This window comes from Cryobacterium sp. AP27, assembly GCF_056680495.1.
Genome location: NZ_CM155285.1, coordinates 2,692,360 through 2,718,328, shown reverse-complemented (window position 1 = coordinate 2,718,328; position 25,969 = coordinate 2,692,360). Strand labels below are relative to the sequence as shown.

The window sequence follows — 25,969 nt, the reverse complement described above, 5'->3', positions numbered from 1 at the left end:
GAAAAAGGTGAGGCGCTCGATCACTTTCCGGTGAGAAAAGTCACGAGCGCCCCAACACCCCCGGTCCCCCCGATAATGTTCCCCAGGGTCTACTCTAGGTATACCCCAATGCGTTCGGCTAGCCGTCAGTTCTAGTGGCCCCCGAAAAACGGGATTTGTCCCCCAAAACGGCCTCAGATTTCGCCGCAACGGCCCGATCTATCCCCTGTTCGCGGTGCATTTCGTGAGGATACACACACCGGTCTGTCCCCCCGCTAGGGTGGAGGATATGTGCCGCTACAGAGTTGCGTTGATCGACGACCACGAAATCGTCGCACGGGGCTTTGCCGAACTCTTTTCGACTATCCACAACATCCACGTCGCGGCCACTGTAGCCACCGTCTCCGAGCTTCTGAAGGCGACGGCGCACGACGACAAGATCGACCTCGTCATCCTCGATCTGCGCCTGTCCGACGGGTCCACCGTCTCCAGCAACGTGCAGCGACTGCGGGAGGCCGGCGCCGACGTGCTCGCCTTCACCGGGGGTGACGACGCGGCGCTGATGCGTGCGGCCGCCCGTTCCGGGGTGCTCGGCGTGGTGCGCAAATCCGAACCCGCGAATGTGTTGCTGGACGCGGTGTCCCGGGCGGCCGTGGGGGAGACCATCGCGTCGACGGACTGGGCCGCGGCCCTCGACGGCGACCCCGAGCTCTCCGACGCTGCGCTCAGCCCGCGCGAGCGCCAGGTGCTGTCCCTGTATGCCGCCGGAGCGAAGGCGCCTCTCGTGGCGTCGCGAACGGGACTGTCCGAATCCACGGTGATCGATTACATTCGCCGGGTGCGCTCCAAGTACGAACGCGTCGGCCGACCGGCGAACACCAAGGTTGACCTGTACAAGCGCGCTCTCGAGGATGGCATCCTGCCCATACCCGGCCGCCCGTGATCCGCGCTCGCGCCCTCGACGCTGTGGTGGGCGAGGCCGACGTTCAGACCGTGGACGGCACCCAGGACCGACTGACTCGCCTGCTCTACGGCGCGGTCGGCGGCGGGGGAATTATCTTCGGCGGATTGTCGCTGCAGCCCCTTCTCGCCCAGGTGGACATCCTCTCGGTCGCCGGGTCCTGGACCGCGTGGCTGGTGGTCTTCTCGCTGCCGATTCTCGTTGCCGCGCTGTCACGTCGCGCAACTCTCCGCACCTTGCGCAGCCTCGCCCGCCTGCACGGTGCCGTGTTTCTCCTGCTCCTCATCGGATGGCTCGTGCTGGGCATGCATGCGATGCCGGCGGGCCTCGGCATCCCCTGGGTGCTGTCCTTCACCGGGGTGCCGTGCGTGGCGGTGTCCGTGGCCGAGCGTGCCTCCGTGGCGTGGACCTACATTGTCGTGGCCTGCACCATCAGCGGCGTCGTGCGTGCCGTCACCACGCCAGCCGAGCAGCCGGCACTCCTCGGCCTGCAGGATGGCCTCTACTCGCTCCTGCTGATCAGTGTCTTTGTGGCGCTTACCTTCGCGCTTCGTCGAAGCGCCTCGCGGGTGGAGGCCGCGACGCGGTCATCCCGGGCCGCGGATGCCCGCGTCGCCGCCCACGCGGCACGCGCGGCGGAGCGCCACACGATCGATGCACTCGTGCACGACAGCGTCATCTCAACGCTGCTGGTGGCGGGCCTCGGCCGGGCCGACCAGGCCGTGATCTCCCGGCAGGCCGCGACGACCCTGGACAGGCTCGACTCGCTCAGCCTGCCCGCCGAACTCAAGCTTGTGGCGCGCTCCCGGGTATGGGAGCGGCTCGAGGCCCTCACGAAAGACCTCGCGCCCGCGGCCATCCTGCGCACGGAGCTCCACCTGGATCGCATGATCCCCGTGCGCGTCGGCGATGCGGTCGTCGGGGCCGTGGGGGAGGCGCTGCGCAATTCGGTGGCGTCGGCCGGGATCGATCGCCTCCACCCGGTTACCCGCCGAGTCACGGTGCGACCGTCGGGCGGCGGCATCCAGGTGCACGTCAGCGATGACGGCGTCGGCTTCGAGCCGTCGCTGGTGCCCCGGGAGCGGCTGGGGATTGCCCAGAGCATCGTGGGGCGCATGAAACGCGTTGACGGCGGGGCGGCCGTGGTGAGGTCACGTCCCGGTCATGGCACCGAGGTGCTCATTACCTGGATTCCGCCCACGGCGGTCGCGCGCCCGCCGGCAGAGGCCCGGCGGCACCCGGCACTCGGCGCCGCCGCGTCGGCCTCCGATCAGGTCGTCCCGGCCCGCGCCGGTCGGGAGGGCGCGCCCCCGCGCACCAACAGCGAGCCGCGCCAAATGTCAGTGGCTGCGACCCTCGGTCCGTCGACCGGCCTGGCCTGGGGCATCCTCGGACTGTTCATCGGTGTGCACGCCCTGCTGGCCGTCGCGGGCGTGACGCGCGTCGCCTCGTTTCCGGTCGGGCTCGTGGTGGACGCCGTGGCCCTGCTGGCGGTCTCCGCCGCCGGGCTGTGCAGCATCCTGCCGGCCCGCGACCCTTTTCCACGCTCCCGCACGCTCGGCATCCTCGCGCTGTGCACCGTCGCGATGGGTCTCATGTTCTGGCAAGTCTCACCGCTCGACGAGCGCCCCTACGCCCAATGGCACCTCGGCGCCGTCACGCTGGTGCTGGTGGTGCTGGTCGCGCGCGGACGCGTCGGCTGGGTCTGGGTGGGCTACGCGGCCCTCGCTGTGGCCACGGTGATCTGGGGGCTGACACACGGGCTGGCGATCCTGGATGGCGTGGGTTTCGTCATCCGCCATGCCGGAACGCTTCTCGTGGGAACCCTGTTCGCGGTGGCGCTGCGTCGCTCTGGCCGCAGCCTCAACACCCTGATTCTCGACGGCGGCCAACGCGCGGCCGGCAAGGCTGCGAGCGACGGGGTCGCCCAGGAGCGAGCCGCACAGCTCGCGCGCTTCAACGCGCTGGCGCGCCCCGCCCTCGAAAGCCTGCTCGACCCGCACGAACTCAGTCCTGCCGAACAGGCCGAGTGCCTGCTGGTGGAGGGCAGCCTGCGCGACGCCATTCGCGCCCGGAGCCTGTTCACGGAACCCATCATCTCGGCGACGCGCGCGGCGCGGTCCCGTGGCGTTGAGGTGACACTGCTGGATGACGGCGGTGACTTTCAGCCCGCCGATGTGCGCGTCCTCGCGCCGCTGGTGGCTGCTCAGCTGGATGCGTTGACCTTCGGTCTGTTCACGGTCCGCATCCTTCCCTCGGAGCGCATCGACCTGGCCACCATCGTGGTCGAGGCGGCCGAACATCGCATGCTCCTGGTGGCGCGCGACGGCACCGCGCGCGACGCATAGCCGCAGCGAATCCCTCCGGCGCACGCCTCGCGGGGCACAAATACCGCCAAGATTGTATACAACTGACCGAACGGTCAGATGGCGCTGGGCTCCGCCACAACCTGCAGCCCGGCCGACGAATTCGCCGACAGCGAAAGAGCCTCCACCCAGTCCCGGTTCAACACGGGAACGCGGCTCCCGAAGTACTTGTAGACGAGGGGAATGGCGGGGTGCAGCCAGATCGTGCTGCGCCCACCGCCGGCCAGCGGGTCGTCCCGCCAGGAGAAATAGAAGCTCTCGCCGCGGCGCAGCTTGGTGCCGATCACCAGCTGGATGTGGGCGAGGATCCGATCGTCGAAGTCGGCCGTCAGACTTGAGTCGTAGGTCAGCTTGCCCATGTTCTTGCTCCACTTATTGTCGGACGGACTCAGGTGAAAGAACCTGATCGCAGCGTAAAAGCAGCGCAACCCACGGACGTGCTCCAACGGTGGGAATGTGCATTTCCGAGGCTCTTTCAGCTTAGTAAATGCAGTCGCTGCAAAATGGGCCGGACCATCGCCCAAATGCGCCCCAAGTCGGGGGACGTGGGTGGACCCCCAAATGAGCTATCGGGGCAGCAACGCCGGAACGATGACCAAAGCATTGAATGTCAGGTGTGCAACGATAGGTCCACCCAGGCGACCGGTCACGACGGCGAGCGCGGCCGCGGATGCGCCGAAGGCGAAGGTCGACACACCGACCACCACCACGGCGGCGGGTGAGCCGGCGGTGAGCGTATGCACCAGCGCGAACACGAGGCCGCTCACCGCGACAGCGATCACCGACGACGACACGCGACCGACGCCCGCCGTACGCGTCGTGCTGAGAACTGCGCGCAGCAGCAGCCCGCGAAAAAACAGCTCCTCCACCAGTGGGGCGATCAAAATGGGAGCGGCCAAAGCGCCAAACAACCACCACCCGTCGTACACCGTCTCGCCGAACGCCACCGCCCCGCTGCTCAGATGCCCGTAGCCGAGTACTTCGACTGCCCCGGCCATCGATCGTGCGAGCAGCCCGATAGACAGCCCCCACACAAAGTCCAGCGGTCGAAACCGCAGCCCGACGTCGTGCCCGTGCCAGTACCAGGCCACCCCCACGACCGCCAGGAGGGGGACCCAAACGGCCAGGTAGCTCAGCAGCAGGCTCAGGTTCGGGTCCGTCACCCAGAAATTCGATGCCGCCAGTCCCGCGAACACGACGAATAGTACGGCGAGCACCACGCCCACGGTCGCATCCGTCAGCCCGCGCACGGCCTCGAATACTCGGGGGGTGCGGGCCTTGCTCATGCCACAAAACTACCGCCCCCGCCCACGGATGCTGCGCCCTGGCAACACGGGCGCCTGCGTCTGGCCCGGTGCTGGCATGCGGCAGAATGGTCACATCACCACTCGGTGCAACGCCTCGGCGACATCCTGGAGTCCTCATGAATCCCGACCACGACCTCGTTGCTGTTCAGCGGCGCACCGTGCAAGTGCTGGTCACGGGACAGATCCTCGGCGGGCTCGCCATCGGAGCGACGCTCTCGTTCGGCTCCGTTCTGGCCGCTGACATCTCCGGTTCGGATGCCTGGGCCGGTTCCGCGGTCACCATGACCACCCTCGGTGCCGCGATCGCCGCGCTTCCCCTGGCCGGGCTCGCCCAGCAGCGTGGACGCCGGTCGTCGCTGACTACCGGAGTGCTCATCGCGGCTTTGGGCGCTGTGGTGATCGTCGCCGCCGCGCAGAACCGCGCGTTCCCCCTCCTGCTTCTCGGATTCGTGTTCCTCGGCAGCGGCGCGGCCGTGAACCTGCAGTCGCGGTTCGCCGCGACCGACGTCGCGAGCCCGCAGCACCGGGGCCGCGACCTGTCCGTTGTCGTCTGGTCGACTACCGTCGGCGCCGTTGTGGGACCGAATCTCTTCGGCCCCGGTGAGGCCATTGCGGGCTGGTTGAGCATGCCACCATTCACCGGGTCGTTCGCCATTGCCATCGCGGCACTGGCGCTCGCCGCCGCCGTCTTTCTCGTGGGTCTCCGCCCCGATCCGCTCCTGATCAGCCGCGCCCTTCCGGCGTCCGTAACCGACACGGCGCACGGCCGTGTCGCGTCCAGAGCGAGGCTCGCCTACGCGATCAGTACCATTGGTCTGAGCCACGCGGTGATGGTGGGGGTCATGGCCATGACGCCGGTGCATATGGCCAATCACGGTGACAGTCTCACCATCATCGGCTTCACCATTAGTCTGCATATTGCCGGCATGTTCGGCCTGTCTCCGCTCTTCGGCTGGATGAGTGACCGCCTCGGGCGCGTGCCCACCATCCTCGTCGGCCAGGGACTCTTCGCCGTGGCCCTGATGACTCTCGGGCTCGGAGGGTCGAGCACCCCGCTGGTCATGGTGGGCCTCCCACTCCTCGGGCTCGGGTGGAGCGCATCCACCGTGGCCGCTTCGGCTCTCGTTGCCGATCTCGTCACAGGAGCCGCGCGCACACGGGTTCAGGGCCGCACCGACCTCGTGATGAACCTCTCCGGGGCCCTCGGTGGAGCCCTCGCCGGGCCGGTGCTCGCGCTCCTCGGCTACTCCGGACTGGCGTGGGCCGCGTGCGCCCTCGTGCTCGTCACTGTCGTAACCGCCTTCACCAGTCGCACCCGAGTGCCGGCGGCCTGAGTGCCCGACCGGGCACACTCCCCGAGGCGGCATCGGGCGTACTCGCTCGGTTCGGCACGCGAAGAGATCAGCTCAGCTCCAGCCCGGTCGTATACCGGCCCATGGAGCGCACGGTGTGCCACAGACGCCCACCCGGGTCGTGAACAGCCGGCCGGCATCCGGGTACATTTCCAGGTCCCGCGCGCTCAGATCTCGCGACGCCGTCGTGATCAGCAGCACGTCGAGCTCGGGCCCAACAAAGGCAACACTCGACGTGTGCGGCGCACTCACGAGTACGGTGTCGACGTGCTCGCCGGCCGGCGAAAATGACCGCACCTCTCCGGCGCCCCAGATGGCGATCCACAGGTAGCCGCGCTCGTCGACGCACATTCCGTCGGGTGAGCCGTCCGTCACCCGCAGGTGTTCCCGCCGCGCGCCGATCACCCCCGACGCTGCGTCATAATCCCGCACCCACACGACCCCTGGAATCGTGTCGATGCTGTATAGCAAGCGGCCGTCGGGCGACCATGCGAGCCCGTTCGAGAGCGCCAGGTCGTCGTCCAGCGTGGTGAGTGTGCCGTCATCTTCGACCCGCACCAGAGTCTCCGTGCCCGACTCCTCGCCCAGGGAGAGAGTGCCGATCAGGAACCGGCCGGCAGGGTCGCATGAGCCATCGTTGGTGCGGCGGTCCGCGCCCTCCGGTACGATCCGCGGGCCCGGCATCCGCTCGCCAGTGGGGGAGACCACGACCAGCCCCTCACGCTCGGCCACCAGCAGATCCCCGTCGGCCGATACGGCGACGGCGCCGACGGTTCCCTCGAAATCGTGCCGGGCTGTCTGCTCCACTCGATCACCATTCAGTCGGCCTTCGAAGACCTTCCCGGCCTCGATATCGACCCAGTAGATCGTGCCCGCGGCCCACACCGGACCTTCCGCGAGCACGTTGCGATGCGTCGACGACGCCGTTGCGTGGAATTCAGTCATGGCTCCAGCCAACCATGGGAATGCATACCCCGCCGCCCCGCCAACCTATGCCTCGCGGCGTTTAAGATGTCGGGTGGCACTCATCCCAATGAGTGCCGCACGGCCAAACAAGTGCCGCGAAGCCGCGAGGGCCGCGGTCGGTCAGCGCAACGCCATGACCGTGGAGAGCGACCGGGCCGCCTCCTGAAGCGACGGGAGATACTCAACCAGCTGATCGATGCTCGTGCGGAAGGCCGGTGCGGCGGTGGCCACGGCGGCGACGATGTTCTGGTTCACGAGAATCGGCACGCTGATGGCCCGGATACCCGCTTCGTGCTCCTCGTCCGCGATGGCGTAGCCGCGCTGATGCACGGCATCGATCTCGGCGCGGAACGCGGCGCGGTCGGTGATCGTGTTCGCGGTGAACGCATCCAGGGCGAGCGTTTCGGTGAGGTGGCTGCGCACGTTGTCGGGGGAGAAGGCGATAAGCACCTTGCCGACGGCCGCGCAGTGCAGCGGTCCATGGGTGCCCGGCTCGCCGACCACGCGCACCTGCTGCGGTCCCTGCACGGTGTGCACATGCAGTTGCCGGTCGCCGTCGAGCACGGCCAGCAGTGTCGCCTCATGGGTGAGGGCGGAGACGCCGTCGAGGATGGGACGCGTCATCCCTGCGAAGCCGTAGGCCACCGACACGGTTTGCGCGAGTTGGAAGATGCGCAAACCCACGGTGTACTGCCGAGTGGACGCGTCGAACTTGGCGTAGCCCTCGCGCACCAGGGTCCCGAGCAATCGGTGCGCGGTGCTGAGGGGAAAGCCCGATTCCCGGGCCAGGGCGGAGGCGACCGCGCCGTGCGGGTGGTCGCCGAGCAGGGTCAACAAGGAGAGGGCCTTGCCCACCATGTCGCGGTTGGGCGTCGCTGCTTGTGTGTCGGGCATTGTTCTACGCCTTTCGGTGGCAGCTGGTCTGGCTGAGCCTAACGGGCTTTCGCGGATTGTTGGGATCTGCGCAGTCAATGCTATATTCTCACATAGTAAGAAGCACTCCCGCTATTTGGGAGTAATCCACGTAGGTACCAATGAAGCTAACTCTGGAGATGTCGCATATGCGTCGGTTGAATCCCAAACTCGTTATTATTCCCGCACTCGCGTGCGCGCTCCTCCTCTCGGGCTGCACCTCGCCCGGCACCAGCGCCGGCGGCGGCACCGCAGCGCAGAGCCAGCTCGACAAGGTGGTCAAGAGCGGCACCGTTCGCGTCGCCGTGCTCCCGGACTATCCGCCGTGGAGCGTGCAGAAGCCGGACGGCGGATTCGAAGGCTACGACATCGACATCGCCAACAAGCTCGCGGAGGCCCTCGGCGTCGACCTGGAACTCGTGAGCACCGACGGCACGAGCCGCCTACCGCTGCTGAAGTCCGATCGGGCCGACGTGAACATTTCCGAGTGGACCGCCACCGACGAACGCGCCAAGGAAGCCGGCTTCACAATTCCCTACGTCGCCCACGGGGCCGGCGTCCTGTTCAAGACCGACAACCCGATCGCGAGCTACGACGACCTGGCCGGCAAGTCCGTCTCGGTTGCCCGGGGCAGCACGAACGACTCGATCATCACCAAGAACTTCCCCGACACCAAGGTCGAGCGGTTCGAGACTATCGCCGACGCCATGGCGGCGCTGCAGGCCGGCAAGGTCGACGCGCTCGTCGAGGGTTCCTCCACCGTGGCGCAGATGGCCAAGGACGACGGGGGCTACACCGTCGTTGACGCACCCGCCCTCTTTCCGTCGCTCGTGTCAATGGGTGCGCTGAAGGAAGACCAGGTCTGGATCAACTACCTGAACAACTTCATCCGCAACCTCAACGCATCCGGTACGAACCAGGAACTGTTCCAGAAGTGGGGCAACGCGGACCTCCCCGCAATCGTCGGCTAAGTTCATCGGCTCGTCGGCCGGCACATCCGGCCGACGAGCTCCCAACGCAGTGACGTGGTGCTCAAGAAAGGCCATGCATGACCCTCTACTTCGGCGATATTCTCCCGTATCTGCCCGTGATGCTCAAAGCCCTCTGGGTGAGCATCTATGTCACACTGATCAGTTTCGCGGCTGGCGGTCTGTTGGGCATCTTCATCTACCTCGCCAAATCCAGCCGGTTCACACCGCTGCAGGTGATCAGCAACACGTACATCGAGATCATCCGCAACACCCCGCTGCTGGTTCAGCTCTACCTGATCTACTTCGGGCTCGGCTCCATCGGCATCGACTTCAACCCGCTGTGGTCGGTGTTGATCGGCATGACCTTGAACAACTCCGCATACACGGCCGAGATCTTCCGCGCCGGCATCAGTGCCGTGCCGAAGGGTCTTCGGGAGGCGGGAACGGCCCTCGGGATGCCTTTTCACCAGACATTCCGTTACGTGATCCTCAAACCGGGGATTCGCAACGTCCTGCCGGCCCTCACGAATCAGTTCATCGTGTTGTTCCTGTTCTCCTCGATCGGCTCGGTCATCGCCCTCGGCGAACTGACGTCGACCTTGCAGAACCTGAACTCGCAAACCCTGCGCACGCTCGAGATCTTCTCCGTCGGTGCGTTGCTCTATTTCCTGACGTCGGCAGCCATCGCGTTGGGATCCAGAATCACCGAGAGGTTGGCGTTCAGATGGTAGGGCAGAGCTGATGGACTTCGTACAATATCTACCGCCCCTGCTGCGCGGCGCCGGCCTCACCATTGTGATCTGCGCGGCCGCCGGAGTACTTGGCAGCCTCATCGGAATCGTGCTGGGCACCGCCAAGGCGTCACCGAGCTGGATCGCGCGGGCACTCAGCTCCATCTACATCAACTTCATCCGCGGCGTTCCGATCCTGATCATCCTGCTCTTCACGTACTTCGCCCTGCCGCTCATGCTCCCCGCACTCACGTTCTCGCGCGGGTTCACCGCGGTTGTAGGTCTCTCCGTCTATTCGGGGGCGTACATGGCCGAAATCGTGCGCGGAGGCATCCAGGCCGTCCCCAAGGGACAGTCGGAAGCCGCTGAGGCCCTCGGGATGCACTACTTCGTGCGACTGCGCTACGTGATCTTCCCGCAGGCGATGAAGATCGCCGTGCCGCCGGGCATCGGGTTTCTGATCGCGCTCGTCAAGGCATCCTCGCTGGTGTCCGTGATCGGGTTCGTCGACCTCACCCGGGCCGGCCGCATCGTCACCACGATCAACCAGGAGCCGCTCGTGACGTTCCTCATCGTGGGCGCGCTGTACTTCGTCATCTCCTATCCGATCTCGCTGCTCGGCACCTGGTACGAACGGAAGCTGGCATGAGCGTCATAACTTTTTCACCTGCCGAACGGAGTAACTCATGATCATCACGGTCGAAGGCCTGCACAAAAGCTTCGGAAAACTGGAGGTGCTCAAGGGCATCGACTGCGAGGTCGCCGAAGGGGAGGTGCTGTGCGTGATCGGGCCCTCGGGGTCGGGCAAGAGCACGCTGCTGCGCTGCCTCAACTTTCTTGAATCGTTCAACAAGGGGCAGGTGACCATCGGCGGTCACAACCTCACCGGCGCCAAAACCAACCTGAACGCGGTGCGCCGCGACGTGGGCATGGTGTTCCAGTCCTTCAACGTGTTTCCGCACATGAAGGTAATCGACAACATCATGCTGGCTCCCATGAAGGTGGGCAAGGTCGGCCGCGCCGAGGCGCGTACCCGCGGCATGGCCCTGCTCGAAAAGGTGGGCCTGACCAACAAGGCGGATGTCTTCCCCAGCACCCTCTCCGGCGGGCAGATGCAGCGGGTCGCCATTGCCCGCGCGCTGGCCATGGAACCCACGGTCATGCTCTTCGACGAGCCCACCTCCGCTCTTGACCCCGAGACCGTGGGCGATGTGCTCGACGTCATGAAGAAACTCGCCGAAGAGGGGATGACCATGGTGGTCGTCACCCACGAGATGGGTTTCGCCCGCGAGGTCGCCGATCGGGTGATGTTCATGGACGGCGGCCTCATCGTCGAAGAGGGCACCCCGGCCGAGATCTTCGAGGCACCGCAACACGGTCGCACGCAGGCCTTCCTCAGCAAGCTGCTCTGACGTGAGTACTGCTGAGACCGGCACCGGTCGCCTCCGCGTGGTGATGGCCACTCCGCTCGACCGGGAGCTCTGCGACCACATCGTGGCCCTCGAACCACGCATCGACCTGGTCTGGGAACCGGACCTCATGCCCACGAGGCGCTTCGCCACCGACTACCGCGGCGACCCCGACTATTCCCGCACACCCGCGCAGCAGCAGCGCTACGACGCCCTGGTCGATTCCGCCGACGCGCTGTACGGCATTCCCGACCTGGACCCGGCGGCGCTGCGCCGCACGGTCGAGGCCAACCCGGGCTTGCGGTGGGTGCAGACCATGGCCGCCGGCGGGGGCGGGCAGGTGAAGGCCGCCGAACTCGGCGCGGCCGACCTGTACCGCGTCGCGTTCACCACGTCGGCCGGAGTGCACGGCCGCCCGCTGGCCGAGTTCGCCCTGTTCGGACTGCTGGCCGGCGCCAAAATGCTGCCCCAGCTGCGGGCGCAGCAGACCGAACACCACTGGCCGCAACGCCAGGAGATGCGCCACCTCGCCGACCAGACCATCCTCGTGCTCGGCACCGGCGGCATCGGCCGAGAGGTCATTGCCCTGCTCGGCGCGTTCGGCTGCACCGTGATCGCCACGAGCCGGCGCGCGAACACCCTCGACGGGGTCGACGAGGTCGTGCACCCCGACAACCTCGGCGCGGTGCTTGGGCGGGTCGACGGCATCGTCGTGACCCTGCCCGGCACGGATGCCACCGCCGGCCTCGTCGGCGAGGCCGTGTTCTCGGCGATCAAACCCGGTGCGACGCTCGTGAACGTGGGACGCGGCACCGTTGTCGACGAGCCGGCGCTGATCGCCGCGCTTGAGGTCGGACAGATCGGCTTTGCGGCCCTCGACGTGTTCGCCCAGGAGCCGCTGCCTGCCGCGAGCCCGCTGTGGGACATGCCCAATGTGCTGGTCAGCCCGCACACGGCCGCGCTCTCCACGGCCGAACCCCGGCTCATCGCCGAGCTTTTCGCCAGGAATGCCGGCGAACTGCTCGACGGGCGTGCGCTTCTCAACCGGGTCGACACCGTTGAGTTTTACTGACCCAGCGGCGGAGCGCCTCGCCCGCATCGAGACCTCGGACGGCCCGCGCGCGGTGGCGTGGCGGAGCGAACAGTGGTGCGGCATCCGCGATCTGTTTGCGGACCCGCTGCAGCTGACCGGTGATGTTTTCGGCACGGATGTGCGACTGCTGGCCCCCTGTGAGCCGCGCGTAATCCTCGGCATGGCCCACAACGGCCCGGGCGATCGCGAGCTGCCCCCGCAGGCGTTCCTGAAGTCGGCGCGCACCGCGGTGGGCCCAGGCGACACAATTTGGCTCGATCACGGCATCGGCACCGTGCACATTGAAGGTGAGCTGGCCGTGGTCATGCGGTGCACGGCCCGCAACCTCCGGCCCGAGGAGGTTCCCGGCGCCATCCTGGGCTACACGATCGGCAACGACGTGACGGCGATCGACCAGGTGGCCTTCGACGAGAAAATGACCCAGGTGAAAAACGGTGACGGGTTCACGCCGCTCGGCCCGTGGATCGAGACCCGGCTCGATTGGCGCGAGGTGAGCATCGACGTGAACGTGAACGGTGTGCTGCGCGCGCGGGGCACCACGGCTGACCTCGCCCGCAACGTGGTCGAGCAGCTCGTGTACCTCAGCTCGATCATGACCCTCGGCGCGGGAGACGTCGTGCTCATGGGCTCCCCGCACACGGCGGCGAGCATCCAACCCGGTGATGACGCCGTGATCAGCCTCGCCGGGCTCGGAACCCTGCGCAATCCCGTGGCCGCCCTTCCCGCCCGGCACCTCACCAGAACGCCCTTAACTCAGGAGCACGCATGAGTACCATCCCCGATACCGACCTGTCCACATCGGATGCGGTCCTTCTTCGGCTCGAACAGGTGGGAATCGTTCCGGTGATCGTCGTGGATGACGCGGCGCACGCCACCGACCTGGCCGACGCCCTCGTGAGCGGTGGCCTGCCCGTGGCCGAAATAACCCTGCGCACCGACGCCGGGTTTGAGTCCCTGCGCCGCTTGTGCGCGCGCGGCGACATGCTCGTGGGTGCCGGAACGGTGCTGACCGCCGAACACGTCGACCGGGTCGTCGACGCCGGCGCGTCCTTCGTGGTCAGCCCAGGCCTGAGCCTCGACGTGGTTGAGCGCTGCCGCGACCACAACGTGGCAGTGATCCCCGGCATCGCAACGGCGACCGAACTGCAGGCCGCCGTCGTGGCCGGTCTTCGCCACGTCAAGTTCTTCCCTGCCGGCACGCTCGGCGGGCGACCCATGATCGAGGCGTTGGCAGGTCCGTTCCCGGGCGTCCGGTTCATGCCCAGCGGCGGGGTCAGCGCCGACAACGTGGCCGACTACCTCGCCAGCCCGGCGATCTTCGCGGCCGGCGGCAGTTGGATGGCCACACAATCACTCATCACGAACGGCCAATTTGACGAGATTGCCCGGTTGAGCCGCGACGCGATCGCCCTGGTCGGCCGGGCCGCCGGGGCGAAGCGATGACGCTTCCGGCCATCCGGCCCGCCGAGGACTGCCGCTTTGATGTGGTGTCCCTCGGCGAGGTCATGTTGCGCCTGGATCCGGGGGACACCCGCATCCGCGCGGCCCGCAACTTCGCAGTGTGGGAGGGAGGCGGCGAATACAACGCCGCCCGAGGCCTCTCGCGCACCTTCGGTCAGCGCACCGCCGTGGCGACCTCGCTCGTAGACAATGAAATCGGCCGACTCACCGAGAACCTCATCCTGGCCGGCGGGGTCGATTCGTCGCTGATCGTCTGGCGTGACTTCGACGGCGTGGGTCGGCAGGCCCGGAACGCGCTCAATTTCACCGAGCGCGGTTTCGGTTTGCGTGGGGCGATGGGTGTCTCCGACCGCGGCCACAGCGCCGCATCTCTGCTGCGGCCGGCCGACATCGACTGGGATCACGTCTTCGGCACCCTGGGCGTGCGCTGGTTGCACACCGGTGGAATCTTCGCCGGCCTGTCGGAGTCCACGGCGCAGACGGCGGTCGCGGCCATGACGGCGGCACGCCGGCACGGCACCATGGTGTCCGTCGACCTCAATTACCGACCGAGCCTGTGGCATGGGCCCGCCGCCCAGCAGCGCGCGACCGCGGTGTTCACCCAGCTTGCCGAGCACGCCGACGTGCTTGTCGGCGGCGCCACCGACTACGCCGACCGGCTCGGCATCCGGACCCCGGCCGGGGATCTGGGCGCCGCCGCCGAACTGGATGCCCTGGCAGCGGGGGTTCTGCGCCGTTTCCCGAACCTGTGGCTGGTGGCGTCGACCGTGCGCAAGGTGCATTCCGCATCCGTCAACGACTGGAGCGTTGTGGCGCAGGCGCGCGGCGAGCCCGCGATCGCGTCAACGCGCTACGACCGGCTGGAGATCATGGACCGGGTGGGCGGTGGCGACGGATTCGTCGCCGGGCTCATCTACGGCCTGCTCGAGGGGCACGGACTTGCGGATTCCCTCGAATACGGTGCCGCGCACGGGGCACTGGCCATGACCACCCCCGGCGACAACTCCATGGCCACCCGCGCCGAGGTGGAAGCGCTGGTCAACGGGCAGGGCGCCCACGTGCAGCGCTGACGCGCCGCTGTCGCCCGAGCGGCCGCGTCGAGTACAGCATCCGATGCTCGCGGCACCCGTTTGACCGTGTGGCACCCGCACAAACGAGTGCCGCCTCGCCAAACGAGTGCCGCCTCGCCAAACGAGTGCCGCCTCGCCAAGCGAGTGGCGCGCCGCCAAGCGAGTGCTGCCTGGCCCAGGCTTGGTCTCCCGCGGCGACGTGTGCGCCGCGCCGCGCCGGTGGACTCTACTACGGGCGGGCGCCCGCCAGCCGGTAGCCGACGCCGCGCACGGTCTCGATGCGGTCCCTGCCCGCCGCGCTACGCCCGATCTTCTTGCGCACATTGGCGACGTGCACCTCCAGAGAACGCTTGTCGGCCGCCGTCACGAGCCCGCTCGTGGCATACCTGTCTCCGCGCAGCTCCAGAATGAGCTCGGCCTTGCTGTGCACGCGGTCGCCGGGCTCCATCAGCCGCGCGAACAGATCGAATTCGCTGCGGGTGAGCGCGACCGGTGTGCCGCCCGCCTCCACCAGTCGCCGCGCCGGGTTGAGACGCACGCCGTCATGCTCCAGCCATCCGCTCGCTGCCGGCTCGGGCTCGGCCGGAAGCGGCTCTCGGCGCACCACCGCGTCGATGCGCGCCCGCAGCTCCCCCGTGCGAAACGGTTTGGCCAGAAAATCGTCGGCGCCGGCGCTGAGTCCACGCACCACATCAATCTCGTCGAACCGCGCCGAAATCATGATGATGCGCGCCCGGCTGATCGCCCGAATGCGCTGCAGGGTTTCGAAGCCGTCCATGCCGGGCATGTTCACGTCGAGAGTGATCAGCGTGGGGGCGTGCGCGGTCACGAGGGCGATGCCGTCGATTCCATTTTCGGCGAGCTTCACCGCGAAACCGGCCTCGATCAGGATCGTCTGGATTAGCTCACGTACGTCGCCATCGTCGTCGATCACCACGGCCACGCGCTCAGCGGTCTCCGTCACGGCGCCCCATCTCTCATCTCCTCGAACCCTACCCAAAGACCTGCGCAACCGCCCCGCCCCGGCACCGCCGGCCTCAGCTACGACAGCGCGGCAGCCCTCACCGCGCCCAGTGGCAGGCTCAGCTCCAAGCGGCTGCCGGCACTCGACGACTCGACGATGCGCAGGTCGCCGCCGTGCCGCCGGGCAATGTCACGGCTGATGCCCAGGCCGAGGCCGGTGCCGTTTTGGGCCGACCGGCGCGCGGCGTCGGTGCGGTAGTACGGTTCGAACACCCGCTCAAGTTCCGCGTCGGCGATGCCGTCCCCACCATCGGTGACCGCGAGCGTCATCGTGTCGGCCGTGCGCGTCACGGTCACGGTCACGGTGCCGCCCACACGGTTGTACTTGATGGCGTTGGTAAGCAGATTGTCGAGCACCTGCCGAATGCGGTACGGGTCCACCTCGGCCCAGAGCGAATCGGCCACGGCCATGTCGATGGCGACCTCGCGCGCATCGGCGGCTGCCCGGCTCGCTGCCACGGACGTGTCGAGGATCTCCCGCACGTCGGTGGTCATGGTCTGCAGCGTGAGCTGGGCGCTCGCGGTGCTGCGCCCGAGCAGCAGGTCGGAGAGGATCCCCTCCATCTGCTCGGCGTTGCGCACAATCACCCCGGCCCGCCGCTGCACCGTCAGGGGCTCCTCGCTCCGGCGCTGCACGAGCTCGGCGTTGCCCAGAATGGAGGTGAGCGGCGTGCGCAGCTCGTGGGTCACCGCTTCGATCAGGTCGTCGCGGGCTCGCACCGCGCGCTCTGTGAGCACGGTCTGCTCGGCGAGTTCCGCTCTTTTGCGGCGGATGCGGGTGCCCGACACGCCCGCAGCGGCCGCCATGATGATCATGATCAGCGGAAAGGCGATCAGTCGGGTGAAATCGCTGGCGTCGAAATTGACATAGCCGATCAGGAAGCTCCGCGGGCTCGTGCCGGCCACGAGCGCGAGGCAGATCACGAAGCCCCAGGGGCCGAACGTGTACGCGATCCAGATGATTGGCAGCATGAGCAGCAGGCCGCCGCTCGAGACCATGGAGTCATCGGCCAGCGCGGTCACGCGAAGGGCCACGATGTCGATCAGCCCCAGCAGCAGCGAGAAGCGCTGAAACAGCTCGTTGCGGTGCCAAGCCACGGTCGCCACCGTCGCGAGCACGATCATGCCCGCCCCGGTGGCGTAGATGATCGGGTCAATGCTGTTCGGGCGCCCCAAGATCAGCGCCGTACCCACCACGATCAGCGCCCCGAGCATCACGATCTGAAACTCCAGCAGGGAGCGGGCATAGCCCTCAAAGTGTCTCGACATGTGGATGGCCCCCTGAACGTAGCCTAGCCATTGCCGGGCGGAGAACTGGGAGAATCCTGCGGATTCAGCGGGGATTTCTGCTGTCAATCCTGAGCTTGGCCGGTGACGCTTGGGAGACATACCCACCCAACAAAGATTCCAGTGGAAAGGTCTGCCGCACCATGACGCACGCAACCCCGCACATCGACTCTCCCGCACGAATCACGCTCGGCGCCGACAGGCCGTTCCTCACGACGGCGACCCCGGCTGCCCCGTAGGTTCGCGCTCATGCAGGGACTTATCTGCAGGGTCGGCGCGGCGATCGCACGCGCAGCATCCGTCTTCGTCGACAGCGGGACGCGCTCGACCGCGCCGGTGAGCACCCGCCTCGCCGTGGGAACACTGCCGTGCGATGTGGTCTTCCACCCCAGCGGCAGCACCGCCTATGTTCCCAACTCGATTTCGAAGGACATCTCGGTCATTGACGTGGGCACCGGCCTCGTCATCGACACGATCGTGTTGGGGGAACACCCCCGGGCGATCGCGGTCAGCCCCGACGGCCGGCTCGCCTACGTCACCGAACCGAACGAAGATCGTGTGGCCGTCATCAACCTGGCGGATGGCACCCTGCGCGACCCGATCGATGTCGGCTGCTTTCCGAACTCGGTGGCGTTCAACGCCGACGGCACCGTCGCCTATGTCACGAATTCGAGCGACGACACCGTCTCGGTCATCGACGTGGCCGCCGGTCGGGCGCTCAGCGAGACGATTGCTGTCGGCCATGACCCCCGCGACGTGGCGTTCAGCCCCGACTCTGCGCGCGCCTACGTGTCGAATTTTCGCGCCGGCACCGTGTCCGTCGTCGACGTGCGTGCCGGCACGGTGAGTCGAACCATCACCCTGAGCAGCGGTTACCCGGCCGGGATCGCCTTCACTCCCGACGGCGCATCGGCCTACGTCTCGCACGGCGGCGGCAACGTCTCGGTCATCAACACCAGTGACAGCGTGGTCGAAACCGTCATCGCGGTGGGCCGCGGCGCCAGCGGTGCCGCCGTCAGCCCCGACGGCAGCACCGTCTATGTCACCAACCCGAGCGATCACAGCGTTTCGATCATTGACGTGGTCTCCAACACGGTCGGCGAAACCATCTCTGTCGGCACCCGCCCGGTCGCGGTGCAGTTCAGCCCCGATGGCACGAGCGCTCATGTCGTCGATGGCGGCAGCGACACGGTGTCGGTGATCAGGCTCGACCCGGCGCTGCGTTCGGGGTCGGATGCGTCGGGCAGTCACGCACCGCCTTCAGCGTTGCGCGGGTTGATCACCGCTGTCGCTCTCGGCGGTGGCCCGGCACCGGCTTCCGCAGTACCCCGGCCGGGCCGGGTCGAGGGACATAGGTCGCCCCAGCGACGCTGACGAGCGGTGAGACCGGGTCGAACCGGGTCTTCCACCCCCCCCTCACAGCGTCGCGTTCGCCCGGGGGAGCACGTCTTTGCGATGTCGGTCACGCTCAACATGGGCGCACGTGCCTGCCACCGCATCCTCTGCAGGAGAGCGGGTGAGCCGGGTCAGTCGAGCTGGGCGGTGAACTCGTGGAGCCAGGGGCGCAGCTGGGGGCCGAGGTCGTCGCGGTCCACGGCAAGCTGGACGATGGCCTTGATATAGTCGAGGCGGTCGCCGGTGTCGTAACGGCGGCCACGAAAGATGACGCCGTAGACGCCGCCGGTTGCCTCGGGGGTCACCGCCATCTCTTGCAGCGCGTCGGTCAGCTGAATCTCATTGCCTTTGCCCGGCTCGGTGTGCTCGAGCACGTCGAATACCTCGGGGCGCAACACGTAGCGGCCGATGATCGCCAGGTTCGAAGGCGCGTCTTCGGCGGCGGGCTTCTCCACCAGACCCGTCACCCGAACCACGTCGGGATCGTCGGTGGCCTCGATCGCCGCAGCGCCATACATATGGATCTGTTGCGGGTCCACCTCCATGAGCGCGATCACCGTGGTGTTCCGTTTATGCTGTTCAGAGAGCATTTTTCCAAGAAGCGGATCGCGGGAATCGATAATGTCGTCGCCGAGCAGTACGGCGAAGGGCTCGTCGCCGACATGCTTCTTTGCGCGCAATACCGCGTGGCCCAGACCGAGCGGGTCGCCCTGTCGCACGTAGTGCATATCGGCCAGTCCTGTGGCGTGTTCCACCTTGGTGAGTTTGGCCTGGTCACCCTTCTGCTTGAGAACGGCCTCAAGTTCAGTCATACGATCAAAATGGTTCTCGAGTGCGTTCTTGTTGCGCCCCGTGACCATGAGCACGTCGTCGAGGCCGGAGGCAACCGCCTCTTCGACCACGTATTGGATTGCCGGCTTGTCGACGACGGGAAGCATTTCCTTGGGCATTGCCTTGGTAGCGGGCAGGAATCGGGTGCCGAGCCCGGCTGCGGGAATGATGGCCTTCGTAATTGATGAGCTCATTGGGGTCATGCTAGCGGGCTGAAATGAGCGGATGGTTACAGCGTCGCCCCGCCCACGGCACTGCGGAAGTGCGTGCTCCCTGTGCGCGGCTGGGCCTTTTGCCAACCTTGTGTGGCAGCCTCTCGGAGGGTGTCGGCATGCGGCGCCCTCCTTTCTGTCATTGGGGGCCACTTAGTGGAACTTCGCGATTACCTTCGAATCCTGCGCAAGAGCTGGGTGCTCATCGTGATGATCACCCTGGCGGGCGTCGCCGTCGCCGCCGCGTTCTCTGTGCTGCAGAACCCGGCGTACAGCGCCACCGCCAAGATATTCGTGTCGACCCAGTCGGGCGGAAGCACCAGCGATCTCGCCCAGGGGAACGCCTTCACCGTGCAGCGTGTGAAGACCTATGCCGACCTCGCGGCGACGCCGCTGGTGCTCGCACCCGTGATCGACTCCCTGGGGCTCAATACGTCGCCGGACAAACTCGCCCTCCGCGTGGCGGCCTCCGCCCCGCTCGACACATCGATCATCGCCATTACGGTCCTCGACACTGATCCTGAGCGCGCGGCCGAGATCGCCAACGCCACGTCGGAGAGCCTCACCGCTGTCGTGAAGGAGATCGAGACTCCGGGCGGGGCCGAAGCGGTCACGCCGGTCAAACTCACCGTCGCGCAGAACGCCACAGTTCCCGTCGATCCCGACAGCCCGAACGTACCGCTCAACGTCGCCCTGGGCGCCCTGGTGGGACTGGCGCTGGGGCTTGGCAGCGCCGTGCTGCGCGAGGCGGCCGACACCCGAATCCGCAACCGGCGCGACGTGGAGAGAATCACCGACGTGCCCGTACTCGGCGACATCGTCTTCGATCCGAAAGCAAAAGACCGGCCGCTCATCGTGCACGTCGATCCGCGCAGCCCGCGCGCCGAATCGTTCCGTAGCCTGCGCACCAACCTGCAATTCCTTGACGTGGGCCGCGCTGACCGGTCCTTCGTGGTGACCTCCTCGATCGAGGCTGAAGGCAAAAGCACCACCGGTGCCAACCTGGCCATCGCCCTCGCCGACACAGGCTCCCGCGTTCTGTTTGTGGACGCCGACCTGCGCCGCCCCAAAGTCGCGGAGTACATGGGAGTCGAAGGCGCGGTGGGCCTCACCGATCTGCTCGTGGGGCGCGCCGAGTTTGACGATGTCGTGCAGCCCTGGGGCGCGGGCCAGCTGTTCGTCCTTGCCGCCGGCCACGTGCCGCCCAACCCGAGCGAACTGCTCGGATCGGAGCGCATGAGCCAATGCATCGCGGAGTTCAACCGCACCTTCGACGTGGTCATCTACGACAGTCCGCCCCTGCTGCCCGTCACCGACGCGGCCGTCTTGGCCAAGAACGTGGGTGGCGCCATTGTGGTGGTCGCCGCCGGTCGCACCCAGAAAAACCAGTTGACAGGGGCGATCGCCGCCCTTGACAACGTGGGTGCCCGTATCTCGGGCTTGGTTCTCACGATGCTGCCGACCAAGGGCCCGGACGCCTCGGGGTATGGACACTACGGCTACGCGTACGGTCAGGATGCGGCCGCCCCGGTCGCCACCCCGGCCGTGATACCGAGCAGAGTCGTATCGTAGAGCGGCGTGCGCTGCTGCGCGACCCCGCATTCGCGGGCGGAGTATTCGAACGCATTCACTTGGCCTGCCCTCTCATACGCGATTCATGAAGTTGTAACCCTCATGGGGTACATTCGACCAGTGGTCGGTCTTCCGGAACGTGCGGGAGTGCAGCCGACCGCCCTGTCGCCCGTCTCGAACGAGGCTCCGACGGGCTGTCTCCTGGTCTGATCCCAGTGGAGACGTTGCCCGGCAGAGTTGCCAGTTCCGATGCCGTCAGCCCCGTGTGGCTGGGTGTCGGACCCCTGTCCTGAAACGACCACGAAGCGAGCGAACGATGCGGCGACTCGGCCGCCGTACGAGGAGTTTATGAGCAAGATCCTGACCGAAACCGGGGTTGTCGGCCCCACGACGACCTTGGATTGGCGCCGCCGCTACGCCCTGTACCTGACCGTGACCGATCTGGTCGTGCTCCTCTGGGTGGTCTTCGGCGTGCAGATCGCGTGGTTTGGATCGGATGCCGCCGACGTCAAATTCCGCGACTCCACCACGCCACTCATGATCAACTACAGCGTCGTCTCTGTGATCATCATTATCGGGTGGATGGCGATGCTGCATATCTACAGCACCCGTGATTCTCGAGTGCTGGGCACCGGTTCCGAGGAATACAAGAACGTCTCCACTGCCTCGTTGCACCTATTCGCCTTCGTGGCGCTCGGCGCGTACATATTCCAGGTGGATGTCGCGCGCGGCTACATTCTGATCGCCCTGCCGCTCGGTGTGTTCGCGCTTCTCCTCTGGCGCTGGCTGTGGCGTCAATGGCTCGGCGTGCAACGCCGTCACGGCCGCTACTCCAGTCATGTGCTGCTCGTGGGTTCACCGACCACAGCCGCGCACATCGCCGCCGAACTACTCGACCGCAGCGAGGCCGGCTACCGAGTGGTGGGGGCCTGTGTGCCCGACGGCCTGGCCGGAACTCGCCTGGGTGACACCGCCGTGAGCGTGCTCGGCGACCTCGATTCCCTCCATGCGGTACTGGAACGCACCGGCGCCGACACGGTAGTCATCACCAGCAGCGACGAACTTCCACCGGCCCGCATCCGCGAACTGAGCTGGAGCCTCGAACCGGGCCGTCAGCACCTCGTCGTGGCGCCGAGCCTCACCGACATCGGCGGCCCCCGCATCCACACCCGCCCGGTGTCGGGCCTGCCGCTCATCCACGTGGAGACCCCGCGCTACGAGGGCCGCAAGCTTTTTGCCAAGCGCGCCTTCGACATCGTGGCGTCGAGCATCATCATGGTGCTCCTCGCGCCGACCCTGGCCGGAATCGCGCTCGCCGTGCGTGTGAGCACCCCGGGGCCGGTGCTGTTTCGCCAGAACCGGGTGGGCATCAACGGCCGCCACTTCAACATGCTCAAGTTTCGCTCCATGGTCATCGATGCGGAGGTTCGCCTCGACGCCCTGCAATCCGAGAGTCGGGTGGAGGGCAACGCGGTGATGTTCAAGATGAAGAATGACCCCCGGGTGACGCCCGTCGGGCGTTTCCTGCGCCGCTTCAGTCTCGACGAACTGCCCCAGCTCATGAACGTGTTCCTCGGCACTATGTCGCTCGTAGGCCCGCGGCCCCCGCTTGAGCGCGAGGTCAACGAATACGAAAACCACGTGCATCGACGCTTCCTCGTCAAGCCCGGCATTACCGGGCTCTGGCAGGTCAGCGGCCGATCGAACCTGTCGTGGGAAGACACCGTGCGGCTGGACCTCTACTACGTGGAGAACTGGTCGACCATTGGCGACATCGTGATTCTCTGGCGAACCGCCAAGGCCGTCGTCGGCCGCGACGGAGCCTACTGAGCCAGCCCGCGCTCGAACCGACATCGCCCGCACTTGAACGACAACCTAAGGGATCTCACGTGAAGCAACCCATCAGCACGACGCTACCCGCGGAATTGACTCAGTGGATCGGCGGGGTGGAATTTGCCTCCAGCACCCCGCACGACGCCAGCCAGCACATCGTGGAACTGGCCGCCGAGGCGACGCAGGAAGGCACCCATGTCCACCTCGCCAACGCCTACACCGTTGCCCTCGCCGATCAGCACGTCAGCTACTCCGATGTGCTTGCTGCTCCGGCCCTGAACTTTCCCGACGGCAAGCCGATCGGCTGGATCTCCGCCCTGCGCGGCCAGTCCCCGCGCCTGGAACAGGTACGCGGCCCGCAGCTGTTCCTCGACGTCTTCGACAAAGGCCGCGAACACGGAATCCGGCACTTCGTGCTCGGCTCGACCGACGATGTGCTCGACAGTCTCAGCAGTCGCCTGCACACGAAATTCCCGGGAATCGATATCGTCGGAGTGGAGAGCCCGCCGTTTCGCGTGCTCGACTCCGACGAATTGCAGGCGCAGGACGACCGCATCCGGGCCAGTGGCGCCGACATCGTCTGGGTGGGCCTCGGCACACCCAAGCAGGACCATGAAGCCCAGCGTCTCGCGAAGAATCTGCCGGTCGTGGCTGTCGCCATCGGTGCAGCCATCGACTTTGCCGCAGGCGCCACGCCCGAGGCCCCCGCATGGATGACAAACGCCGGGCTCGAATGGGTCTACCGGTTCGCGAGCGAGCCGCGACGCCTCTGGAAGCGGTACGTCTTCGGAAACGCCCGCTTTCTTAAGGCGTCGCTTCTGGCGCCGGCGCGCTAGCCGGGCAGTCGATGAGTGATACCACGCCCCCGGTCATAGCCGGGACGCCGAAACAGAACGGATTGTGGGCCGTCGCCCAGCAGGTGACGACCCTCGTCTTCACGGGCGCCTTCAGCATTGTGCTGGTGCGCTTCGTGTCGGTCTCCGACTTCGGCGCCTACAGCTACGCCATCACCCTCGCCTCCCTCGGTGTGGCCGTGATGGCCTCCGGGCTGCAGGGGCTCGCCATTCGCGAGTTGCGCATTCGGGAACAGGACTCCGCGAGGATTCTTGCCTCGCTTTTCTTCATTCGCGAAATGATGGCGCTGGTCGTGTACGTGGGTTTTGCACTCTTCGCGCTCGCCAGCGCCGACCAGTCGGTGCTGGCCGTTACGATCGTGGCCTGCCTGGCCGTCATCGCTCGGGTTCTCGACGCCCCCGAGCTGTGGTTCCAGGCGCGGCTGCGCACCAAGGAACCGGCCCTCGTGCGCATCGGCACAGCCGTCGTGTTCTTTGTTCTGCGACTCGGCCTGCTGTTCTGGGCGCCGACCGTGATGGGCCTCATCCTGCTATTCGTCGCCGAGCAGATCACGAACGGTGTGCTCATCTCGGTGCAGTACCGCCGCGCAACCGGCAACTCGCCCTTCAAGAAGGCCGAGGGCGCCGAGACCCGTACGCTGGCCCGGCACGCCACCCCGCTCGCGATCTCCGGCATAGCCAATCAGATCAACCTGCGTGCCGACATCGTCATCATCCAGGCGCTGTCGGGCAATACCAGCGTCGGCCTGTACGCGGCCGCCGCCCGGCTCAGTGAGATCCTGTACATTCTGCCGACCTCGTATATGAGTGCCACGTTCCCCAATCTGCTCGACGTGCGCGAGAAGTTCGGAAACCGCAGCCCTGAGTACCGCCACCAGCTGCAGCGCGGTTTCGATGCCGCATTCTGGTTTGGCATTGTCGTCGTGATCGGCACGCTCGCCACCGCCGACTGGCTCGTTCCGCTGCTGTTCGGGGCGGAATATGCGGAGTCTGCGACGGTGCTCATGGTGCACGTGTTGGCGTGTCCGTTCGTCTTTATGGCCGCGATTCTGAGCAAATGGATCGTGGCCGAAGGCCTGCTGTGGCTGTCGCTGCTGCGCCACAGCGTGGGCGCCGCACTGAGTATCGCGCTCAACATCGCCCTGATCCCCGAGTTCGGGATTGTGGGCTCGGCCTGGGCCACCGTCGTCGCCTACTCCGCCGCGTCCTATTTGTTCTGCTTCTTCGGTCGCAGCACCTTCGGCGTCGCCGTGATGATGACCCTCGCCCCCCTCGCCCCCATACGACTTCTTCTGCACCGACTTCGGAAAGGTTCCGGCAAATAATGCAACTCATCACCGGCAAACTGCGCGAGCGTTTGAAGCGCACCCGCGACGACGGCAACCGGGCGCTCTACCGCTACGGGTCGCACGGGTTCCACTACCGTTTCGTGCGCAATGTCTTCAGCCGCGAGACATCGGCGGTATTCCACGGCATTCGGGAGCACCACCGCAAGACGCAGGCCGGGACCGAGGTCTTCGAACTGCGCCGGCGCATCCACATGATCGAAAAGGGCCTCACCATGCGACCCCGCCGCGACACCTTCGCGACCGGCTACATACTCGAGCTGCTCGAGCGGCTCGAGCGTTCGGTACGCCTGGGTGTGCTCGGGGACGAAACCGTCGCCTGGGCCCGCGACGTGCTCGACGGCTACATTGAGGCGACGGCCACGAGCACGAGCCACATCATCGCCCGGGCGCGTACGGCCTACGCGCTGATTGAGCTGGAATCCGAAACGCCCTACTGCGGGCCTGCCTTGCCCGCAGTGCCACCCATCGACTTCGACCCGGGCCACCTCGAGGCGCTGGCGCATCACCGCCGTTCCGTGCGCTGGTACCAGGACCGTCCGGTGGACCGCGTCCTGGTCGACCGCGCCGTGGATATTGCCCTGCAATCGCCCACCGCCTGCAACCGGGTGCCCTACCAGGTGCGTATCTTCGACACCCCGGCGGATGCCCGCGCGGTCGCCCGGATCGCCGGCGGAACCACCGGGTATGTGCAGAATCTGCAATCCGTCGCCGTGATCGTGGGCGACCTGTCGGCCTATCAGGACGAACGCGATCGGCACCTGATCTACATTGACGGCAGCCTCGCCGCCATGGGCCTCGTCTACGCCCTCGAAGCGTCGGGGGTGTCGTCATGCTGCATCAACTGGCCCGATATGAAAGCCCCCGAGCGTGCCATGCGCGAGCTCATCGGTCTGGAACCGTACGAACGGGTCGTCATGCTCGTTGCCTTCGGCTACGGCGACCCCGACGGCCTCGCGCCCGCATCACCGAAACTCTCACTCGAGCAGGTTCGCAGCTATCGATCCTTGGAGGCGCATGTTTAACAAAACTCAGACC

General features: G+C 66.7%; 24 protein-coding genes. 17 read left to right on the top strand and 7 right to left on the bottom strand.

The features are described from left to right. The first annotated feature begins 289 nt into the window (after positions 1–289). Both AC1MB9_RS12810 and AC1MB9_RS12805 read left to right on the top strand, forming a co-directional pair. A complete protein-coding gene (locus AC1MB9_RS12810) occupies positions 290–922 on the top strand; it encodes a response regulator (RefSeq protein WP_479962330.1) in 633 nt (210 codons plus the stop codon). After that, a complete protein-coding gene (locus AC1MB9_RS12805; protein ID WP_479962329.1) occupies positions 919–3,288 on the top strand; it encodes a sensor histidine kinase in 2,370 nt (789 codons plus the stop codon). Before AC1MB9_RS12810 ends, AC1MB9_RS12805 begins: the two co-directional genes overlap by 4 nt. Before the next feature lie 74 nt (positions 3,289–3,362). On the opposite strand, the gene AC1MB9_RS12800 is transcribed toward AC1MB9_RS12805, so the two are convergent. Together AC1MB9_RS12800 and AC1MB9_RS12795 are read right to left on the bottom strand one after the other, a co-directional pair. Next, positions 3,363–3,665: a DUF7882 family protein gene (locus AC1MB9_RS12800; RefSeq protein WP_479962328.1), complete on the bottom strand. Its 303-nt coding sequence runs from the start codon at positions 3,663–3,665 to the stop codon at positions 3,363–3,365. Between the two features lie 207 nt (positions 3,666–3,872). Continuing rightward, complete coding sequence (locus AC1MB9_RS12795) at positions 3,873–4,592, bottom strand: CPBP family intramembrane glutamic endopeptidase (RefSeq protein WP_479962327.1); 720 nt, start codon at positions 4,590–4,592, stop codon at positions 3,873–3,875. Positions 4,593–4,729: 137 nt separating this feature from the next. Between AC1MB9_RS12795 and AC1MB9_RS12790 the strand changes: the two genes are divergently transcribed. Then, positions 4,730–5,947, top strand: a complete 1,218-nt coding sequence (locus AC1MB9_RS12790) for an MFS transporter (protein ID WP_479962326.1) — start codon at positions 4,730–4,732, stop codon at positions 5,945–5,947. 72 nt (positions 5,948–6,019) lie between these two features. Here AC1MB9_RS12790 and AC1MB9_RS12785 read toward each other — a convergent pair whose 3' ends face one another. Together AC1MB9_RS12785 and AC1MB9_RS12780 are read right to left on the bottom strand one after the other, a co-directional pair. Then, positions 6,020–6,910: an SMP-30/gluconolactonase/LRE family protein gene (locus AC1MB9_RS12785; RefSeq protein ID WP_479962325.1), complete on the bottom strand. Its 891-nt coding sequence runs from the start codon at positions 6,908–6,910 to the stop codon at positions 6,020–6,022. A gap of 141 nt (positions 6,911–7,051) precedes the next feature. Next, on the bottom strand, positions 7,052–7,825 hold the full coding sequence (locus AC1MB9_RS12780) for an IclR family transcriptional regulator (protein WP_479962324.1): 774 nt from the start codon (positions 7,823–7,825) through the stop codon (positions 7,052–7,054). 167 nt (positions 7,826–7,992) lie between these two features. On the opposite strand from AC1MB9_RS12780, the gene AC1MB9_RS12775 reads away from it, so the two are divergent. From AC1MB9_RS12775 to AC1MB9_RS12740, 8 genes are all read left to right on the top strand, one after another. Continuing rightward, positions 7,993–8,814 carry a transporter substrate-binding domain-containing protein gene (locus AC1MB9_RS12775; RefSeq protein WP_479962323.1) on the top strand — a complete coding sequence of 274 codons (822 nt, stop codon included), beginning with the start codon at positions 7,993–7,995 and terminating at the stop codon, positions 8,812–8,814. 77 nt (positions 8,815–8,891) lie between these two features. Next, entirely contained in the window at positions 8,892–9,545 is a 654-nt protein-coding gene (locus AC1MB9_RS12770; RefSeq protein ID WP_479962322.1) for an amino acid ABC transporter permease, read from the top strand. A gap of 10 nt (positions 9,546–9,555) precedes the next feature. Continuing rightward, the gene (locus AC1MB9_RS12765; RefSeq protein ID WP_479962321.1) at positions 9,556–10,194 is read left to right on the top strand and encodes an amino acid ABC transporter permease; all 639 of its coding nucleotides are present in this window, start codon (positions 9,556–9,558) and stop codon (positions 10,192–10,194) included. Positions 10,195–10,231: 37 nt separating this feature from the next. Next, positions 10,232–10,957 carry an amino acid ABC transporter ATP-binding protein gene (locus AC1MB9_RS12760; protein WP_479962320.1) on the top strand — a complete coding sequence of 242 codons (726 nt, stop codon included), beginning with the start codon at positions 10,232–10,234 and terminating at the stop codon, positions 10,955–10,957. 1 nt (position 10,958) lies between these two features. Then, positions 10,959–12,026 (top strand): D-2-hydroxyacid dehydrogenase, encoded by a 1,068-nt coding sequence (locus AC1MB9_RS12755; RefSeq protein WP_479962319.1) that lies wholly within the window; start codon positions 10,959–10,961, stop codon positions 12,024–12,026. Continuing rightward, positions 12,013–12,816 (top strand): fumarylacetoacetate hydrolase family protein, encoded by an 804-nt coding sequence (locus AC1MB9_RS12750; RefSeq protein ID WP_479962318.1) that lies wholly within the window; start codon positions 12,013–12,015, stop codon positions 12,814–12,816. Before AC1MB9_RS12755 ends, AC1MB9_RS12750 begins: the two co-directional genes overlap by 14 nt. After that, the gene (gene eda, locus AC1MB9_RS12745; RefSeq protein ID WP_479962317.1) at positions 12,813–13,490 is read left to right on the top strand and encodes a bifunctional 4-hydroxy-2-oxoglutarate aldolase/2-dehydro-3-deoxy-phosphogluconate aldolase; all 678 of its coding nucleotides are present in this window, start codon (positions 12,813–12,815) and stop codon (positions 13,488–13,490) included. The genes AC1MB9_RS12750 and eda overlap by 4 nt, the downstream gene beginning before the upstream one ends. Continuing rightward, complete coding sequence (locus AC1MB9_RS12740; protein ID WP_479962316.1) at positions 13,487–14,578, top strand: sugar kinase; 1,092 nt, start codon at positions 13,487–13,489, stop codon at positions 14,576–14,578. The genes eda and AC1MB9_RS12740 overlap by 4 nt, the downstream gene beginning before the upstream one ends. Positions 14,579–14,807: 229 nt before the next feature. Here AC1MB9_RS12740 and AC1MB9_RS12735 read toward each other — a convergent pair whose 3' ends face one another. Both AC1MB9_RS12735 and AC1MB9_RS12730 read right to left on the bottom strand, forming a co-directional pair. Further along, positions 14,808–15,542: a response regulator transcription factor gene (locus AC1MB9_RS12735; protein ID WP_479962315.1), complete on the bottom strand. Its 735-nt coding sequence runs from the start codon at positions 15,540–15,542 to the stop codon at positions 14,808–14,810. A 77-nt stretch (positions 15,543–15,619) separates the two neighbouring features. Further along, the gene (locus AC1MB9_RS12730) at positions 15,620–16,870 is read right to left on the bottom strand and encodes an ATP-binding protein (RefSeq protein ID WP_479962314.1); all 1,251 of its coding nucleotides are present in this window, start codon (positions 16,868–16,870) and stop codon (positions 15,620–15,622) included. 267 nt (positions 16,871–17,137) lie between these two features. Here AC1MB9_RS12730 and AC1MB9_RS12725 point away from each other — a divergent pair, with 267 nt between their 5' ends. Then, positions 17,138–18,262 carry a beta-propeller fold lactonase family protein gene (locus tag AC1MB9_RS12725; protein ID WP_479962313.1) on the top strand — a complete coding sequence of 375 codons (1,125 nt, stop codon included), beginning with the start codon at positions 17,138–17,140 and terminating at the stop codon, positions 18,260–18,262. A gap of 152 nt (positions 18,263–18,414) precedes the next feature. Here AC1MB9_RS12725 and galU read toward each other — a convergent pair whose 3' ends face one another. Next, positions 18,415–19,308 carry a UTP--glucose-1-phosphate uridylyltransferase GalU gene (galU, locus tag AC1MB9_RS12720; RefSeq protein WP_479962312.1) on the bottom strand — a complete coding sequence of 298 codons (894 nt, stop codon included), beginning with the start codon at positions 19,306–19,308 and terminating at the stop codon, positions 18,415–18,417. A gap of 174 nt (positions 19,309–19,482) precedes the next feature. Between galU and AC1MB9_RS12715 the strand changes: the two genes are divergently transcribed. The 5 genes from AC1MB9_RS12715 to AC1MB9_RS12695 all read left to right on the top strand — a co-directional run bounded on the left by AC1MB9_RS12715 (position 19,483) and on the right by AC1MB9_RS12695 (position 25,956). Continuing rightward, the gene (locus AC1MB9_RS12715; RefSeq protein WP_479962311.1) at positions 19,483–20,898 is read left to right on the top strand and encodes a tyrosine-protein kinase domain-containing protein; all 1,416 of its coding nucleotides are present in this window, start codon (positions 19,483–19,485) and stop codon (positions 20,896–20,898) included. Positions 20,899–21,246: 348 nt separating this feature from the next. Next, positions 21,247–22,728 carry a sugar transferase gene (locus tag AC1MB9_RS12710; protein WP_479962310.1) on the top strand — a complete coding sequence of 494 codons (1,482 nt, stop codon included), beginning with the start codon at positions 21,247–21,249 and terminating at the stop codon, positions 22,726–22,728. Positions 22,729–22,787: 59 nt separating this feature from the next. Then, entirely contained in the window at positions 22,788–23,567 is a 780-nt protein-coding gene (locus AC1MB9_RS12705) for a WecB/TagA/CpsF family glycosyltransferase (protein ID WP_479962309.1), read from the top strand. Between the two features lie 11 nt (positions 23,568–23,578). Next, entirely contained in the window at positions 23,579–24,910 is a 1,332-nt protein-coding gene (locus tag AC1MB9_RS12700) for a flippase (protein WP_479962308.1), read from the top strand. Beyond that, a complete protein-coding gene (locus tag AC1MB9_RS12695; protein WP_479962307.1) occupies positions 24,910–25,956 on the top strand; it encodes a nitroreductase family protein in 1,047 nt (348 codons plus the stop codon). The genes AC1MB9_RS12700 and AC1MB9_RS12695 overlap by 1 nt, the downstream gene beginning before the upstream one ends. Positions 25,957–25,969 lie beyond the last annotated feature (13 nt).

Coding starts and splice junctions, on each gene's coding strand:
- AC1MB9_RS12800 (WP_479962328.1), bottom strand. CDS start 3,665: ATGGGCAAGCTGACCTACGACTCAAGTCTGACGGCCGACTTCGACGAT.
- AC1MB9_RS12795 (WP_479962327.1), bottom strand. CDS start 4,592: ATGAGCAAGGCCCGCACCCCCCGAGTATTCGAGGCCGTGCGCGGGCTG.
- AC1MB9_RS12790 (WP_479962326.1), top strand. CDS start 4,730: ATGAATCCCGACCACGACCTCGTTGCTGTTCAGCGGCGCACCGTGCAA.
- AC1MB9_RS12785 (WP_479962325.1), bottom strand. CDS start 6,910: ATGACTGAATTCCACGCAACGGCGTCGTCGACGCATCGCAACGTGCTC.
- AC1MB9_RS12780 (WP_479962324.1), bottom strand. CDS start 7,825: ATGCCCGACACACAAGCAGCGACGCCCAACCGCGACATGGTGGGCAAG.
- AC1MB9_RS12775 (WP_479962323.1), top strand. CDS start 7,993: ATGCGTCGGTTGAATCCCAAACTCGTTATTATTCCCGCACTCGCGTGC.
- AC1MB9_RS12770 (WP_479962322.1), top strand. CDS start 8,892: ATGACCCTCTACTTCGGCGATATTCTCCCGTATCTGCCCGTGATGCTC.
- AC1MB9_RS12765 (WP_479962321.1), top strand. CDS start 9,556: ATGGACTTCGTACAATATCTACCGCCCCTGCTGCGCGGCGCCGGCCTC.
- AC1MB9_RS12760 (WP_479962320.1), top strand. CDS start 10,232: ATGATCATCACGGTCGAAGGCCTGCACAAAAGCTTCGGAAAACTGGAG.
- eda (WP_479962317.1), top strand. CDS start 12,813: ATGAGTACCATCCCCGATACCGACCTGTCCACATCGGATGCGGTCCTT.
- AC1MB9_RS12740 (WP_479962316.1), top strand. CDS start 13,487: ATGACGCTTCCGGCCATCCGGCCCGCCGAGGACTGCCGCTTTGATGTG.
- AC1MB9_RS12730 (WP_479962314.1), bottom strand. CDS start 16,870: ATGTCGAGACACTTTGAGGGCTATGCCCGCTCCCTGCTGGAGTTTCAG.
- AC1MB9_RS12725 (WP_479962313.1), top strand. CDS start 17,138: ATGCAGGGACTTATCTGCAGGGTCGGCGCGGCGATCGCACGCGCAGCA.
- galU (WP_479962312.1), bottom strand. CDS start 19,308: ATGAGCTCATCAATTACGAAGGCCATCATTCCCGCAGCCGGGCTCGGC.
- AC1MB9_RS12710 (WP_479962310.1), top strand. CDS start 21,247: ATGAGCAAGATCCTGACCGAAACCGGGGTTGTCGGCCCCACGACGACC.
- AC1MB9_RS12700 (WP_479962308.1), top strand. CDS start 23,579: ATGAGTGATACCACGCCCCCGGTCATAGCCGGGACGCCGAAACAGAAC.
- AC1MB9_RS12695 (WP_479962307.1), top strand. CDS start 24,910: ATGCAACTCATCACCGGCAAACTGCGCGAGCGTTTGAAGCGCACCCGC.